Source organism: Paracoccus liaowanqingii (genome assembly GCF_004683865.2).
Lineage (GTDB): Bacteria > Pseudomonadota > Alphaproteobacteria > Rhodobacterales > Rhodobacteraceae > Paracoccus > Paracoccus liaowanqingii.
The window spans coordinates 1,981,024-1,996,561 of sequence record NZ_CP038439.1; the positions used below are offsets into that span (position 1 = coordinate 1,981,024).

Below are 15,538 nucleotides of genomic sequence, written 5' to 3' on the forward strand. Positions count from 1 at the left end.
CCGGGTGGAGCAACCGGGACTGGCCTCTGCCGCAGACAGGACCGCCGTCGCGTGACACTTGGCCGCATCGCCGCGTCGGGCGGGGCGGCACCCGCCCGCGCCTGCGGTGGACAAACCCGGGCAACTCTCCTATGCGAACGACCGAACACGACCTTTCAGTGAGCATTTCCGACATGTCCAGATCCGTCGAGACGACCGCCACCGACGACCCGATGGCGCCTGCGGAGCTGGTGCCTGCGGAGCTGGTCCGCGCCTGTCACGCCCACCATGACCGCCTCGCGCTCTGCGACCGGGATCACCGGCTGAGCTATGGCCAGCTGGCGGAGTTCGTCCAGGTGCTGCAGGGCCAGCTGTCCGGCGACGGTCCCGTGGCGCTGTTCGGCGCCCCCGGCAGCCTGCTGGCGGCGGCGGCGGTGACCTGCGTCATCGGCGGGCGGCCCTTCGTGCATCTGGATCCCGCCATGCCGCAGGCGGTGCTGACCAACATCGTCGCCGAGCTTGGGGTCGCGACCATCGTGACCTGCCAGCCCCCCGCGCCGGATCAGCTGCCAAGGGCCTGCCGCATCATCGACGCGCAGACCTGCCTCGACCGGCGCCCGCCCGACGGCGTGGGACCGCTGGCGGCGGCGGATGTGCGCCCGACCGACATCATCTATCTGGTCGCCACCTCGGGCACGACCGGGCGGCCCAAATGCATCCCCGTCACCCATGACGCCGCCTGGCTGTCCTATCGATGGCGCGACGGCTTCACCCCCTATGATCCGTCCATGACGGTGGGCATCTACATCTTCGCCATCTGGGAGATGTTCCGGCCGCTGCGGATGGGCGCCCAGCTGCAGTTTCCCGGCCTGAACGACCTGATGTCGCCGCAGGCGCTGGTCGCGTTCCTGTCGCGCCACGGCATCGACGAGATGCTGTTCACCCCGTCCTTCTTCGAGAAGACCCTCGGCGGCATCGACCCGGAGATCGGGGCCGCGCTGCCCCTGCGCCGCGTGGTGCTGAACGGAGAGGTCGTCAGCGACCGGCTGGTGGCCGAGGCGAAAAGGAGGCTGCCCGGCACCGCGCTGTGGAACCTCTACAGCATCTGCGAGACCCATGACATCAGCATCACCCGGCTGGACGGCGTCCCCGCCCCGGCCGAGGGGGTCTCGGTGGGCGTGGCGATGCCGCATCTGCAGGCCGTGGTTCTGGACGACGGGGACCGGCCCTGCGCGCCGGGCCAGCCGGGCCTGCTGCATTTCGAGGGGCCGCGCATGCTGGGCCCGGGCTATGTGAACCGCCCCGAGGAGACCGAACAACGCTTCCGGATGCTGACCTTGGACGGGGCGGACCGGCGACTGTATGACACCGGCGACCGGGGCTATGTCACCGAGGACGGCCGAATCCATGTGCTGGGGCGCATCGCGCATATGCTGAAGCTGCGCGGCCACAGCATCCAGACGCGCGAACTGACCGAGACGCTGGCCGCGCATCTGGCCTTTGGGCAGTCGATCCCCTGGGTGCAGCAGGTCGAGGGCCCGGGACAGGTGCTGGTGGTCTATTACACCGCCGACGCCGCGCAGAGGGCGCGCAATGCCGATGCCTGGACCCTGGGCACGGACTGGCAGCGGATGCCGCAGGCGCTGGCCCTGGCCCTGCAGCAGGTCCTGCCGCGCTATTGCATCCCGACCTGGCTGGCCCGGCTGGACGAGATTCCGATCAACCCGGTCTCGGGCAAGTGCGACTTCAAGGCGCTGCCGCCTGTGCCATCCGAGGACGGGGGCGCGGACGGCGCGCATGACCTCCCCACCCTGACCTGCGCCGCGCGGATCCTGGGCGGTGCCGCCCGCAGCATCGACCCCGCCCGGTCCTTCCACGATCAGGGCGGCGACTCGCTGATGTGCGTCGACCTGATCCTGTCGCTGGAGGCGGCCTATGGGCGCCCGGTGGATTTCGAATGGGCGCTGAACCTGCCGCTGGCGCGGCTGCATGCGCTGCTGACGACCGAGGCCGCGGCCTCCACCCCGCCGGCCAGCGTCCGGAAGGCCGGGATCCTGCTGACCGGCGCCACGGGCTTTCTGGGCGGACATGTTCTGGCCGAGGCCGCCCGCCATCTGCCAGAGGGTCAGGTGATCTACTGCCTGGTGCGCCCCCGCACCCATGATCCGGCAGTCCGTCTGGCCGACCGGGCCGCCGCGCTCGGCGTGCCGCAGGATCGCTTCGTTATCGTGGCGGGCGCGATCGAGGATCCGCGCTTCGGGCTGGATCCCGCGACCTACGCCGATCTGGCCCATCGTGTCTCCTCGGTCGTCCATTGCGCCGCGACCGTCAACCTGGCGGTCGACCGCGACCGGATGGAGGCCTGGTCGCAGGCGGGGATCGCGACGATCCTGCAGTTCTGCCGCGACGCGGGCGCGCCGCTGGCCTTTTCCAGCTCGACCTCGATCTTTCCCGACCGCGGCGGGCCCCATCCCGAAGGCCCCGCGACGGCCTTCGAGGGGATCTCGGGCTATGGCGCGGCCAAGATCGCGGCGGAGCGGGCCATCGCGCACGCGGGGATCGACGCCCTGATCCTGCGCCTGCCGTCGCTTTATGATCTGGAGGCGCCGAATCCGAAGGACATCTACGAGACGATCCTGCAGGCCTGCCAGCGGTCGGGACGGGTGCCGCAAGGCCTGTGCTTCCGGATGACGGATGTGCGGGCGGCGGCGCGGCTTCTGCTGCAATCCGTCCCCGAGGGCGTGACCCATGCCAACCTGATCGGCGACGCGGCCGTCACCTGGCCGCAGGACGCGCCGTCCCTGCCCACGATCCCGCGGGCCGCCTGGCTGGACATGGCCCCCCTGACCCCGGTCGAGCGACGGCTGCTGCAGGACGCCCCCGGCACGCTGCAGGCGGATGCCGCCTATGACACGGCCACGGCGCAGCGCCTCTGGTCCGCGCTCGGGCCCTATGGGCAGGTCTCGGACCCGGCGGCGCTGCTGGCGCGGCGCCTTCAGCCCGAATTGGTGCCGGAGGCTACCACAGCGATCCCGCGTTGACCTGATAGTCGGCCATCGTCATCGCGCGGGCCGCGTCGCTGGCGAGGAAGGCGGCCAGACCGGCGATCTCGTCGGGCTGCACCAGCGCGCCCTGCGGGTTCGAGGCCTCGTAGGTCGCGCGGACCTCGGCCTCGGACAGCCCGCCCTTGGCCATGTCCTGGGCGATGAACTGCTGCAGCATCTCGGTCTCGACCCAGGTGGGGCTGATGCTGTTGCAGGTGATGCCATGCGCCGCGCCCTCCAGGCTGACGCAGCGGCCCAGACCCAGCAGGCCCGCCTTGGACGCGCAATAGGCGGCGTTGTCGGCCATCCCCTGATGCGCCGCGACCGAGGCGATGTTGATGATCCGCCCCCACTTATGCCTGGTCATCAGGGGCATCACCGCCCGGATCATCTTGAAGGCGCCGGTCAGGTTCGTGTCGATCTGGTCGTCCCAGACCGCATCGGAATGCCCGATCACCGCCGCCTCGTCATAGACGCCGGCGGCGTTGACCAGCACGTCGACCCGCCCCTGCGCCGCCACGACCGCATCGACGAAGGCTGCCACGCTGTCGGACTGCCGGACATCCAGCGCCCGCACGACGACCGGCCCGCCGAAGGCCGCGCGCAGCTTTTCCTGGAACGAGGGATCGTCGCCGCGCCGGGCGCCCACATGGACGATCATGCCCTCGGCCACGAAGCGGCGGGCGATCGCGTATCCGATGCCGGACAGCCCGCCGGTGACGATCGCGATCTTCTGTGTGGTGCTCATCTGGTCAACCTGTTCCGTCAGATCCGGGTGTCCCGCGCCCCGGGGGGCACGCGCGAACGGCACCGTGGCGCCGAAAGATGCGGCCCTTATGACGGGGCCACGGGGTGACGTTCAACCGGAAATCCCCGAGGGGCCGTCCCCGATCCCGGCGCCATGGCGGACGGCATCGGCCCGACCGACCGGACCATGCCGCCGTCTGCCACGGGACTGCGCAGCGACGGCGCCGATACGCACGCGCAAATCGTTCCGCCCTGCAATCATAAGTTGAAACGTTATCAATCACCTGCCGGTTTCTAGACATGGCCTGCCATCGTCCTTAATATCTTGGGAAACCAGCAGATCCAGTTCAGGCCTCCCAAGCTGCTGGCGGAGATGACGATGGACGATGCGCCCCAAACACCGTCCTGTTCGTGCTTCCGGTCCCCGCCGGAAGCGGGCCTGATGTTTATCACGCCGGCCCATCACGACATCCTGGCGATGGTCCGGGCCTGGCGGATCGGCGACCGGCCCGTCCTGGTGCTGACCGGCGACGGCGGGACCGGCAAGACCACCTTCGCCCGCAAGTTGGCCGCCACCTTTGGGGCGACCATGCAGGTCGGCCTGCTGGATCTTGGCAAGACGCAGCCAACCGACCTGCGGCGCGCGGTGCCGGAGGCCTTCGGGTCCGACGTCCGGGTTTTGGTCGAAGATCCCCTGGCCAGCCACGACCGGTTCATGGCCGAATCCCTGGCCTCGGGTCGGCGGCGGCTGCTGATCGTGGACGAGGCGCAGCATCTGTCCGGACCGGCGCTGACCTATCTGGAACAGCTGACCACCCCGCCCCGCAGCGGGTTGCCGGTGTTCTACGTCGTGCTGATCGGCGCGCCGGGGCTGGATGCGATGCCCGCCCAGCCCGACCACCCTGCACTGCACGACCGGATCGGCGGGCGGTTGCACCTGTCGCCCTTCACCGAGGCGCAGACCGCTGCCTATGTCGATCACCGCCTGCGCATGGCGAACTGCGCCTGCCCCGTCGGCGACATGACCTTCGACAGCTCGCGGCTGGAGCTGCTGCACGAGGCCTCGGGAGGGCGCCCCAAGATCATCAACCGCTTGGTTCAGCGATACCTGTTCGATCCCGTCCGGGCCGGGGTCGCCGCCAAGATCGCGCGGCCCGTGGAGCAGGCTTCGCCCGCCGCCCCGGTCGCGGAGGAACCCGCACCTCTGCCACCGGTCGTGGCGAAGCCCGCGCCTCTGCCGCCGGTCGTGGTCGACCACCGGCAGGCTCCCCTTCCGCAGGCGCAGGTCGAAGATCCGCAGACGCTGCCTCGGCCGGAAGTCATCGAGGACCGGCAGCCCCCCCTCCCGCTGCCCGTGGTCGAAGACAGGGAAGCGCCCCTTCCGCAGGCGCCGGTTGAAGAGCCGCAGGCGCTGCCTCGGCCGGAAATCATCAAGGACCGGCAGGCCCCTCCTCCGCCGGTCGTGGTCGAAGACCGTCAGCCCCGGCTTCCGCCGGCGCATGTCGAACATCGGCAGGTGCTGCCTCGGCCGGACGCGGCCAGGGAGAAGCCGACCACCGCCCCGTCCTTCGTCACCCGGGAAAGGCCGGTGCCCCTGCCCCCGGTCCTGTCGAAGCCAGCGCCCGTGCCGCCCGTCGTCGTGGACGACAAGTCGCCTCCGCGACCGGCTGCGGCGAAGGAAAGACCGCAACCCGTCCCGGCCCGGAATGGGCCCGTGCCGGTGCAGACGGCCGTGACCAAGCGCAAGCCGGCGGCCCTGCAGTCCGTGGCCAAGGAAAGGCCCGCGCTTGCGCAGCCCGCCCCGCCCCGTCCCGAGGGGCGCAGGACGCTGCCCTCGAAACCGGCAGCCGTGCCGATGGCTCTGGTCGTCAAGCCCGCGCGGACAGAGCCCTCTGCCACGCCCGCGCCTGCCGCGCGCCCGTCTCCGGTCCGGGTGGCGCCCTCGATCGCGCCCCCGCGGCCGGAACCGGTCGATCATCCCGAGAGGACCAGGGGCCGTGGTCTGCACTGGGGACTGGCCGGCGCGGCCGGGCTGGGCCTTGCGGCCGCCGCGGTGATGGTCCTAGGACCCACCGCCGATCAGCCCGCGCCGATGGAGGTCGCAGCCCCTGCCCCGGTCGCCGCGCCCGCCGCCGAACCCGCGCCCCCGGCCCCCGAGCCGACGCCCGAGCCGGTCGCGGTCGCGCCCGTTCCCGAGCCCGCCCCCGAGGCGGTCGTGCCGCCGCCGGTCCCCGGCCTGCGCGGCGCCAGCATCGATCCGGTGCCCGACGCCGATGCCCTGCTGACCGAGGCCCTGGTCGCCGGCGGCACGGATCCCGAACAGGCGGCGCAGCTTTACACGCGCGCCGCGCTGTGGGGGAATGCGCGGGCCGCCTATTACCTGGGCCAGCTTTACGAGACCGGCATCGGGGTGCCGCAAAACCCGGACCGCGCACGGGCCGCCTATGCGCTGGCGCTGGAGGTGGACGGCGCTGCCGCCCGGCTGGACGCGCTGGAGGGCCGCAGCGGCTCCGGCATCGCAGTGGAGGCAGCACCCGTGCCCGTGTCCCAGATGGTGATCACGACCGGCCAGACCGAGCTGCACTGGCGCGATCCCGAAGGCGCGGTCGCCGCGCAGTTCTTGGTGGAGTTCGTCCCTGCAGGGGAAAGCGAGGACATCCGGCAGGCCGAGACCGTGCTGCCCGCCCTGCTGCTGGCGGAGCGCGTCACCCGCTGGCGGGTCAGCGCCCTCGGCCCCGACGGATCGGCGGGGACGGCGTCGGAATGGTCCTATCCCGACGCGGCCCTTCCCTGATCAGCAGCCGACGGCGGCGCAGATGCTGCGGCGATAGGCGGCGTTCGCCTCGCTGTCGGTGGGGGCGGCCTGGGGCTGAGGGGCCTCGGGCGCCGGGGGCGTGCAGCTGCTGACATAGCCCGGATCGATGCCCCGGTTGACGCAGGCCGCGATGTCCCATCCGGTCGGAATGTCGCCCAGATCGACGGACTGCCACTTGGGGTGGCCCTCCTCGCGCAGCGTGTCGATGTTCGTCAGGATCAGCGAGGACAGGTCCGACACTCCCCGGCAGCTGGCCTGATGATAGGCGTTGCCGCGCGCGTCGTATTCATAGGTCATCAGCACGGCCTTGACCGTCACCAGCTCGACCGGATCGGGCTGGAAGTCGTAGGTTCCCCCCGGCAGGGTCGCGGGCGCATAGACCGCCTGCAGGGTCGCGTCCTGGATGGGCAGCAGGTGGAACTGCTCGGCATCGATGTCATTCTCGGAATAGATCGCGGCGGGGGCGCCGGCGATGTAGAAGAAGGCGTCGATCTCTCCGGCCTCCAGCTGCGGCAGCGCGTCGGCCGGGGCGATGGGCAGCGCCTCGGCCAGCTCGATCCCCGCCAGGGACAGCATCAGCGAAGCGGTCAGGAAGGTGCCGCTGTCCTCGACCCCGATGGCCACGCGCTTGTCGGCCAGCCCCCCGAAATCCGCGATGTCGCGGCGTGCCAGGATATGGACCTCCTCCTCGTAGAGCGGAAAGGCGATGCGCACGCCCGCGATGGCCCGTGCCACCCCCGGATCGTCGCCCGAAAACGTCTGCATGTATTCCAGCACATCGTTCTGCACGATGCCGAACTGCGTGTTCGGACGCTGCCGCACGGCCAGGAAATTCTCCAGCGAGCCCGCGGATTCCACCACCTCCAGATCCCGCCCGCATTGCTGCATCAGCCCGTTCAGGTCGCGCCCGATCTGGATGTAGGTTCCGGTCGGGGACCCGGTCACGATGGTCATCGGCGCATCCTGCGCGGATGCCGGGGCCGCCATGCCGAGCGCGGCGACGATCACGAGGGTCAGGCGGGCCAGAGGCTTGGAATGTCGCATTGTCGTTTCTTTCCGCATGATGGGTTTCAGCATCCTCCCAGCTCGCTCACGAGGACCAGCAGCGACTGACGGTTGATCGGGTTCTGCACCTCGCGCAACGCGTCGATGGTGCAATGCCCTTCGATCAGCAGGTCGCGCAGCCGCGCGCGCTGGTCGGGCGAGGCGGGCAGTCCGGGCACGACGGCCAAGGTCGCGCCGACCTGCGCCGCATCGCGCGGCTGAAGGGTCACGCCGTCCAGGGGGGCCGCCGCGGCGACCTCCTCGGGTGCCGGGGCCTCGGGGGCCGCCGCACCTGCCGGTTCGGGGGTCTCGGAGTCTGCGGTCGCGACCTCCGCAGGTTCCGGGACGACCTCGGGCTCCGGTTGCGCCGCGGCTAGGGCGGCGTCGCGGGCCTGCGTCAGGTCGTCCAGCTCGGCCGTCAGTGTCCGGACCTGCACCTGCAGGTCTGCGGCCTGGCTTTCCTGGGCGGCGATCTGGTCGGCCAATTCCTGGGACCCGGCCACCTCGGCCTGCAGGGTCTCGCGCTGCGCGCTCAGGTCTTCCAGCTCGGCGGTCCGGTCCGAAATCTGCGCTTGGATCGCCTCCAGCTCGGCCTGCCGCGCCGGAATATCCTCGTCCAACCGCCCGGCGGCGGTGGCGATCTCCGCCTCCAGGTTCGTCAGCCGCTCGGTCTGCTCCTGTTCGGAGGCGCCGAGGTCCTGGAGCCTTTCGGACAGCCGAGCCTCTTCGGCGCGCGCCGTTTCAAGCTGCTCGGACAGGGCGCTGTCCTCGGCGCGGGCCGTCTCAAGCCGTTCGGACAGTTCGCCGGATTCGGCACGGGCCGCCTCCAGCTGCCCGGACAGGGCGCTGTCCTCGGCACGGGCCGTCTCCAGCCGTTCGGACAGTTCGCTGGATTCGGCACGGGCCGCCTCCAGCTGCTCGGCCAGACGGGCGTCCTCGGCGCGCGCCGCCTCGACCCGGCCCGAGAGATCCGCCAGCGCCGCGGTCATGGCCTCGAAATCGGCCTGATGCTGGGCGCGTTCGGCCTCGGCCTGCTCGGTCTGCGTCGCCATCTCGACCGTCAGGGCCTCGGATGCGGTCTGCTGCGCGGCGCGTTCCGCCTCAGCCTCGGCGATCGCCGCGCGCAATTGGTCTTCCTGCGCCTGCAGCACCGTCACGCTGGTCTGCTGCTCCTCCAGTGCCGCGGCCGTCTCGGCAACCTGGCTCTCCAGATCGGCCAGTTCGGCCCGCGCGCCGTCAAGCCGGCCCTCCATGCCGGAGGTTTCGGATTCCATGGTGGCGATGATCTCGCGCAGGCTCTGGGCCTGCGCGGCAAGGTCCTGCGGCGTCTCTTGGGCCATCCCTGCGCCCGACGTCCACAGCAGACCCGCAACAGCCCAAACGGACAGGGAAAGACCAGACTTACCATTCACCAGACATACTCCCCAATAGCCGCCGATGATGCGGTGAAACGATGGTTTGTCAAGGTGAACCGACCCTTTTGGTACGGAGAAAGGGCCCAACCGGAGGGGTGAAATCGAACGCAAGCGCAATTCACTAGCGCGTTGGTTGAAGGCCGTGAATCATAAACATTTTATGGTTGAATATGAAGGATGTAGCCTTGCTTTGCTCGGCAATAGACCGACAAGATCCTGCATTAAGACCTTTCATGTCCCGCATATTTTCAAGTCTTCCGATTTACCTGCCTTTCACCGTCTAAATGTTTTCACCATTCCTCATTCCTATTCGATCTTTATATTCCCTCAAAAATCACCACCGTTATCTGCAGATCAAATCTGCAGATGTATTAATGGGAATAGGTCCGGAGATTTTTCGGCACTCACGATTTATTTTTCCCTCATTAACCTTAAATATAAACTGTACATCTCATAAAATTGACATGTCCTGCCCTGAAAAATACCGTCCTTGCAGTTTCAGGCAGTTCCGGAAGAAGGGGTCTGCATCACAATCCTCAAAGAATAACGGAGAGACAGCCGTGATTTACGACATGTTCAGAAAGCCGAAGGCGCTTGGAATAGCCGCGCTTCTCAGCGTCGCCTTGGTCGCTGGTTGTATCGAGGACGATCTCGATACGGATTTCGAAGACAACAGCCCGACAAGTTTCACGCCGCTCCTGCCACAGACGACGGAATGTCCATCGGCCTGCCTGAACATCGATGTCACGACGACACGCGGAATTCCTCCGGCCTGCGCGTCCCAATGCCCCAACGTCCAGACCTCGACCCAGTGCCTCGCGGCGGGCGGGGCCTACAACGTCTATGTCCAGAACGGCAGGGCGGGCGCCGATGCGGGGACGCTTGCCCAGCTCTACTCGCAGTACCGGGCGCAGGCCGGGCTGACGCTCGATGTGGTCCGACGCCTCGGATGCGGGTGATCGCGGCCCCATGACCTCGGAACCTCTGGTCGAGATGCGGCGGGTCGTCCGCCGGATCACGGCGGGGTCCGACAGCATTGCCATCGTCAGGGATGTCGATCTGACCGTGCTGCGGGGGCAGTCCCTGGCCATCCTGGGGGCCTCGGGGTCGGGCAAGTCGTCGCTGCTGGAGCTGATCGGTACGCTCAGCCGGCCCACATCGGGTCGGGTGCTGTTCGATGGCGCGGACCTGTCGGCGATGCCCGAGCGCGGGATCCTGGCGCTCCGCCGGCGCCGGATCGGTTTCGTCTTTCAAAGCGCGAACCTGATCGACCACCTGACCGCCGCCGCGAACGTGGCCTTGCCGCTGGCTTATGCGGGCGTTGCGCGCAGCGCCCGCCCGGCACGCGTCCGGCACTGGCTGGACAGGGTCGGCATCGGCCCTCTCGCCTCGCGCCCCGTCGCGCGCCTGTCCGGAGGAGAGCGGCAGCGCGTGGCCATCGCACGCGCGCTCGTCAACGAGCCCGACCTGATCCTGGCCGACGAGCCCACCGGCAGCCTGGATCAGGCCACCGGGCAAGAGATCATGCGGCTGCTGGTCGGACTGGCGCAGCAACGGCGCGCGCTGGTCGTCGTCACCCATGACATGGCGCATGTCCGACAGTTCGACCGGGTGGCGCGGATGGATCTGGGACGCCTGATCGCGATGGACCATGCTGCAGATCCTTGCGGCGCATAAGCCCTCGCGGCTGCTGTTCGCGGTCCTGACGCTGTCGATCGCCATCCTTGGGATCGTCACCAACTATGCGCTGTCGCATGACGCGATTCGTGCGTTTCAGGCCCAGCTGGCGCTGAAGGATGACGACCAGTTCCTGCTGACCGGGCAGCTGTCCGACATGCAGGCCGCGACCCGAAACCGCCATGACAGCGCGGCCTTCGACGCCCGGATCGATCGGATCCTGGACCAGATCCTGCCCGTCGATGTCGAGGTGCATGTCCTGCGGATCCGGACCAGCCGCCAGATCACCGACGCGGGATCGCATCCCGTGAGGCTGGTCCAGGCGCGCCGGGACTTTCTTGCCGGCCTCGATGCCGCGCCGCTGCCCGGGCCGGCATGGGACGAGAGCCATGGGCTGTGCCTGCTGGGCGGATCCGTCGCGCGGCATTCGGGGGACAGCGGCGCCTTGGATCTGGACGGGCGCCGATGCCCGATCGTCGGGACCATCGACCTGCCGGAACTTCCGCCCTTCCTTGGACTGAACGAGGCGGTCTTCATCGCCAACGGGATCGACGAGCTGGCCACCGATCTGGCGGTTGGCTGGACGATCCACCTGCGGGCACCGGCGGGCACCCTGAGCGACACTGCCTTGCGTGCCCATCTGAATCCCGTCTTCGACCTGGCCTACCTGACCATCTGGTCGGGGGCGGATGTCGTTGCCCGGGCCGAGCGGCTGATCGCCATCGTCCGCCTGATCGCGAATGGGCTTGGCGTCGTCATCCTGCTGGTGGGCGGCGCCTCCATCGCCTCGCTCATGTCCTTTTCCATTGCCGAACGCGCGCGCGAGATCGCGGTCAAGCGCACGATCGGCGCCAGCCGGGGACAGATCCTGCGCGAGATCATGGCCGAGGCGATGCTGATCGGCCTGATCTCCTGCGCAATCGGGACCGTCGCGGGTTCGGCCCTGGCGCTGCACCTGAAGGCGCCGCTAGCCGAGTTCCTCGCGGTCGGCCTGACCGAGGTCGGCCGCCCATCGGTCTGGCCGGTCGTCAAGGCGGTGGCGCAGGTCCTGATCCTCTGCGCGCTGGCGGGCGCGATCCCCGGCTGGCGGGCCGCGACCCGCGATCCCGCCGCGGTGCTGCGCGCGGCCTGACCCGGCCCCATCGGATCCGATCACGGGCAATCCGCCCGGGTCAGCACCCGGACGGTCGAGATCGGGCTGGGCGGCGGGGGCGGCGCGCCATCACCACCGAGACCGATCATCGGAGCGGGGGCGAATTCCACGATCACGGGCGCATCCATTGACAGCGTGCGGAACAGTCCTGACAGCTGTGATGAAAAATACCTGTCCGTCGCACCCCGACGGCTTTCCCTCATGTCGGTGCTGCCCGGCCCGACCAGGTCGAACTGTCCCAGCAGCGATCCATCGGGCAGTTCGTCGAGGATCAGCGTTCCGCCCGCCCCGACCGTGTCGAACTGTCCGACCACCGTGGCGACCCCGTCGATCATGCGGGTGGCGATCACCATGCCGACCAGGGCGTTCGGCACATAGCGGGCATAGTTCAACGTGCCTGCGTCGAAGCTGTAGCGCCCCGGACCCCGATAGTCGTAGATCACGAAGGACAGCGAATAGCCCGTGCCCGTGTCTTCGGAAAACTGGAAGGCCATCGCGGTGCCGTCTTTCAGGTGGTTTTCGGACACGACATGGCAGCGGGTCACGCGCAGCGCCTCGGCGAGGGGGTGGCCGGCGTCCGTCTCCAGCCGCGCGCCCACCTCGTAGGTCATCTTCCCTTGGGCATCGGGCTGCGATGCTATCGGGTCCAGTTGCCGGTTCGTCTGCCCGAAGACGACACCGACGAACTGCCCCAGAGGTGCGTCGAGAAGCCGTTCGGCCTCGAGATCGGGAAGGGGTGGAGGATCGCCGGCGAACATCGACCGGATGGTCCGGGCCAGCATTTGGTCGGGATCGGTCTGCGGCAGGGCGAACCAGTCGGGACGCTGCAGCGCCTCGCGCAGATCGGCGGGCGGGGTGTCTTGGGCGTGCGCCAGGGTGGACATGAGCACGAAGGACAGCGCGGCAAGGGCAGGTTTCATCATCGGGCAGAGCCTTTCCTGGGTCTGGGGGCCGCCATGTCGATGAGCCGGGCAGTGGTGCCGGGGTCGGAGGCCGTGTGAGCGTCGATCGGGGCGCAGAGCAGCGCCAGGGTCATCCCGGCCCGCCGATGGGCCAGCGTGGCGCGGGCCAAGTGCAGGCGCGCCTGCCGGGCTTGGTGCCGGGCCTCGCAACTGGCCGGATCCGCAGCGTCCTCGGCCAGGGCACGCCGCGCCTCGCCGATCCGGGTGGCGGCCTGGGCACGGGCGAAGTCGGCCTCGGACAGCTGCCGGTCGAAACTGCGGCGGTTGCGCTCGGCGGTCAGGGCAAGGTCCAGCAGCGCCTGACGGGCCGCCTGAACCGTGCGCTGGCCGTCGCTCTGCGCCACCACCGGAACCAGGACCGAGATCAGCCCGCCCAGATCCAGCCCGCGCGTCGGCGAGATATCTGCCGGCAGGGCGATGTCGACGCGGCCGAACCGTTGCAGCCTCGCGACCCGCAGCGCGCCCACGGCCCCCTCCAGCAGCAGCCGGTCGCGCAGGGCGCTGCCCGAGCGCGCATAGCAGGCCGCGCGCGACAGGTCGGGCGGGACCGGCGCCACGGCCTGCAACGGGTCCAGTCCCGGAGCGATCCGTGCCGTCTCGGCGATCCCCGCCCGGTAAAGCACGTTGCGCCGCAGCGACTGGACGGATCGTTCCGCGACCTCGACCTGCTGCCTGCGCGACGCGATCATCTGTTGGCCCACCTGAATCTCCGCCGGGCTGATCGTGCCCAGTTCCAACTCGACCTGCGCCGCCTCGCTGCGACAGGAGGCCAGGTCCAGCTCGGCCTGAACCTCCTGCCGGGTCAGGATGGCGTCCTCGTGCTGAAGGTAGGCGTCGAACAGCGCGCCGGCCGCCTCGGCCTGCGCAAGGCCCGCCTGGACCGGCAGGAACCGCTCGGCAGCCTTCATGCTTTCCGCGCCGCCCGCCGAGAAAAGCGCCGCCGCCAGATCCCAGTTCAGCGCGACCGATGCATCGCCCGGTCCCGCGTCGAGGCCCCCCTGACGCAGGGACGCCTGCCGCCGCAGGGCCAATGACAGGCGCGGGGCCGTCGCCGCGCGGCGGGCATCCAGCTGCAGCCGCGCGCCCGCTTCCTCCAGTCGCGCCGACAGGAAATCCGGTCCCCGGATCCGGGCCGAGGCCAGCAAAGCCGCGGGGCCGAGCGGTGCACCCGGATCGGCGCCGGGCCCCCGCACCATCTCGGCATGGACCGCATCGATGCCCTCGGTGGCCGCGACCAGCATCGGCCGGGCGCATCCGGCCAGTGCCAGCAGCAGGGTCAGGGACAGGGCGGTGACAGCAATCGAGGTCATGGCGGGGCGATCCGGTCGCCCTCGACCAAGCCGCCGGTCACTTCGACATGGGGGGGATCGACGATCCCGGTGGTGACGACGACCCGCTGCGGTGGGCCCGTGCCAAGGCGAAGGCCAAGGGTCTGATCGCCCTCCTGCGTCAGATAGGCCAGGGGAACGGCCAGCACATCCCGCGTCGCGACGTCGCGGAACAGGCAGACGATGTCGCTGCCGATGAGGACCTGCCCGTGGGGGTCGTCGAAGCCCAGCAGGAACTGGAAGCGGTCCTTGTCCCAGGGGGACGCATCCTCGCGCAGGGTCACGCGCAGGATCTGCGCCGCGCGTTCCCGGCCATCCGGGGTCAGGATGCCGGCAGAGCCCCTGCGCATCCGGTCCGCCTCGCTCGCGGTCATCCCGACCCGCGACCATCGCCGCCGCGGCTGCGAGACGGAGGCGACATGCGTCCCCGCCCGGATCGTCGCGGTCCCGGCCCGCGCCAGTTGCGGATCGAGAAAGCTGATCTCGCCCGCCACGGGGCTGACGATCCGCGTCTGCTCAAGCTGCTCCTCCAACCGCGCGACCGCGATCCGGGCATCCATCCGAGCGGCTTGCAGCTCGACCAGCTGCAATTCGGTCTCCATCTCGAAGATCGAGGTGGCGGTGACCTGTCGGGTCAATTCGTCCTCCACCTGGCGCAAGGCTTCGGTGCTGTCCCGGGTCCGCTGTTCGGACAGGCGGCCCTCGTCCGCCAGGCCAAGCGCGCGGCCATGCGCCTCACGGGCTTCGGTCAGCTTCCGCTCGATCGCGGCCAGATCCAAGGACTGAAGCTGCCGCCGGGCCTGGGTCAAGGGCCCCTCGATCTGCGCCATCCGGGTCGCGACCGTCTGCGAGCGGCTGCGCGCCAGACCAAGGTCCCGCCGCAACTGCGTGCCGTCATAGCGTGCCAGCACGGCTCCCTCCGCGACGGCCTGCCCCATTGGGGCCAACCATTCCAGCCGGCCGTCCAAGGGTGCGATGATCTGATAAGGATCGCCCGGCTCTGCCAGACAGGTCCGTTCCAGCCGGTGGTAGAGGTCCCTTCGACCGACGCGATGTTCCTCGGGCGCGGCCGACATAGCCGACGCGATCAGGAGGACAGCCCCTGCGATGGCACACGTGGTAAGATGCCCGGAAGGACCCGTCCCTGTCATTCATCCCCCTCTCCCCACGTGAGTGCCGGGCCCGGTTTCACCTGCAGGGCACTTTCCGGCACTTTTCCATCACGACCGGAGAGTTTCAGCATCGAGTTGAGAATTCGTTAACGGCCTGATCGGGAAACGCAAAAGTTTCGCCGAACGCATCTTTTTTTGCCCGAGCCAATTGCTGGACCAAGGCCACATCAGAGCCGTCGCAAACAGAGGTCAGGCTTCGATG

Annotated in this window: 11 protein-coding genes; 5 read left to right on the forward strand and 6 right to left on the reverse strand. The window is 69.3% G+C overall.

Features of this window, described 5'->3' with window-relative positions; genetic code table 11:
* The first annotated feature begins 173 nt into the window (after positions 1-173).
* Positions 174-3,020 carry an AMP-binding protein gene (locus E4191_RS09605; RefSeq protein WP_228461211.1) on the forward strand — a complete coding sequence of 949 codons (2,847 nt, stop codon included), beginning with the start codon at positions 174-176 and terminating at the stop codon, positions 3,018-3,020.
* Here the strand turns inward: E4191_RS09605 and E4191_RS09610 are convergent.
* The gene (locus E4191_RS09610) at positions 2,998-3,771 is read right to left on the reverse strand and encodes an SDR family NAD(P)-dependent oxidoreductase (RefSeq protein WP_135313224.1); all 774 of its coding nucleotides are present in this window, start codon (positions 3,769-3,771) and stop codon (positions 2,998-3,000) included. The genes E4191_RS09605 and E4191_RS09610 overlap by 23 nt on opposite strands.
* Positions 3,772-4,212: 441 nt before the next feature.
* Here E4191_RS09610 and E4191_RS09615 point away from each other — a divergent pair, with 441 nt between their 5' ends.
* Positions 4,213-6,564 carry an AAA family ATPase gene (locus E4191_RS09615; RefSeq protein ID WP_176562682.1) on the forward strand — a complete coding sequence of 784 codons (2,352 nt, stop codon included), beginning with the start codon at positions 4,213-4,215 and terminating at the stop codon, positions 6,562-6,564.
* Here E4191_RS09615 and E4191_RS09620 read toward each other — a convergent pair whose 3' ends face one another.
* Together E4191_RS09620 and E4191_RS09625 are read right to left on the reverse strand one after the other, a co-directional pair.
* The gene (locus tag E4191_RS09620) at positions 6,565-7,629 is read right to left on the reverse strand and encodes a TAXI family TRAP transporter solute-binding subunit (protein ID WP_135313226.1); all 1,065 of its coding nucleotides are present in this window, start codon (positions 7,627-7,629) and stop codon (positions 6,565-6,567) included.
* Between the two features lie 26 nt (positions 7,630-7,655).
* Positions 7,656-8,969, reverse strand: coding sequence for a coiled-coil domain-containing protein (locus E4191_RS09625; protein WP_135313227.1), 1,314 nt, complete (start codon positions 8,967-8,969; stop codon positions 7,656-7,658).
* 647 nt (positions 8,970-9,616) lie between these two features.
* Here E4191_RS09625 and E4191_RS09630 point away from each other — a divergent pair.
* From E4191_RS09630 to E4191_RS09640, 3 genes are read left to right on the forward strand one after another with little or no spacing between them, the layout of a single operon-like run.
* A complete protein-coding gene (locus tag E4191_RS09630; RefSeq protein WP_139615469.1) occupies positions 9,617-10,003 on the forward strand; it encodes a hypothetical protein in 387 nt (128 codons plus the stop codon).
* Between the two features lie 10 nt (positions 10,004-10,013).
* On the forward strand, positions 10,014-10,721 hold the full coding sequence (locus E4191_RS09635; RefSeq protein WP_176562683.1) for an ABC transporter ATP-binding protein: 708 nt from the start codon (positions 10,014-10,016) through the stop codon (positions 10,719-10,721).
* Positions 10,696-11,853, forward strand: coding sequence for an ABC transporter permease (locus tag E4191_RS09640; protein ID WP_135313230.1), 1,158 nt, complete (start codon positions 10,696-10,698; stop codon positions 11,851-11,853). Before E4191_RS09635 ends, E4191_RS09640 begins: the two co-directional genes overlap by 26 nt.
* Positions 11,854-11,873: 20 nt before the next feature.
* On the opposite strand, the gene E4191_RS09645 is transcribed toward E4191_RS09640, so the two are convergent.
* From E4191_RS09645 to E4191_RS09655, 3 genes are read right to left on the reverse strand one after another with little or no spacing between them, the layout of a single operon-like run.
* Complete coding sequence (locus tag E4191_RS09645; RefSeq protein WP_135313231.1) at positions 11,874-12,797, reverse strand: hypothetical protein; 924 nt, start codon at positions 12,795-12,797, stop codon at positions 11,874-11,876.
* Positions 12,794-14,146 carry a hypothetical protein gene (locus E4191_RS09650; RefSeq protein ID WP_135313232.1) on the reverse strand — a complete coding sequence of 451 codons (1,353 nt, stop codon included), beginning with the start codon at positions 14,144-14,146 and terminating at the stop codon, positions 12,794-12,796. The genes E4191_RS09645 and E4191_RS09650 overlap by 4 nt, the downstream gene beginning before the upstream one ends.
* The gene (locus tag E4191_RS09655; protein WP_135313233.1) at positions 14,143-15,240 is read right to left on the reverse strand and encodes an efflux RND transporter periplasmic adaptor subunit; all 1,098 of its coding nucleotides are present in this window, start codon (positions 15,238-15,240) and stop codon (positions 14,143-14,145) included. The genes E4191_RS09650 and E4191_RS09655 overlap by 4 nt, the downstream gene beginning before the upstream one ends.
* Positions 15,241-15,538 lie beyond the last annotated feature (298 nt).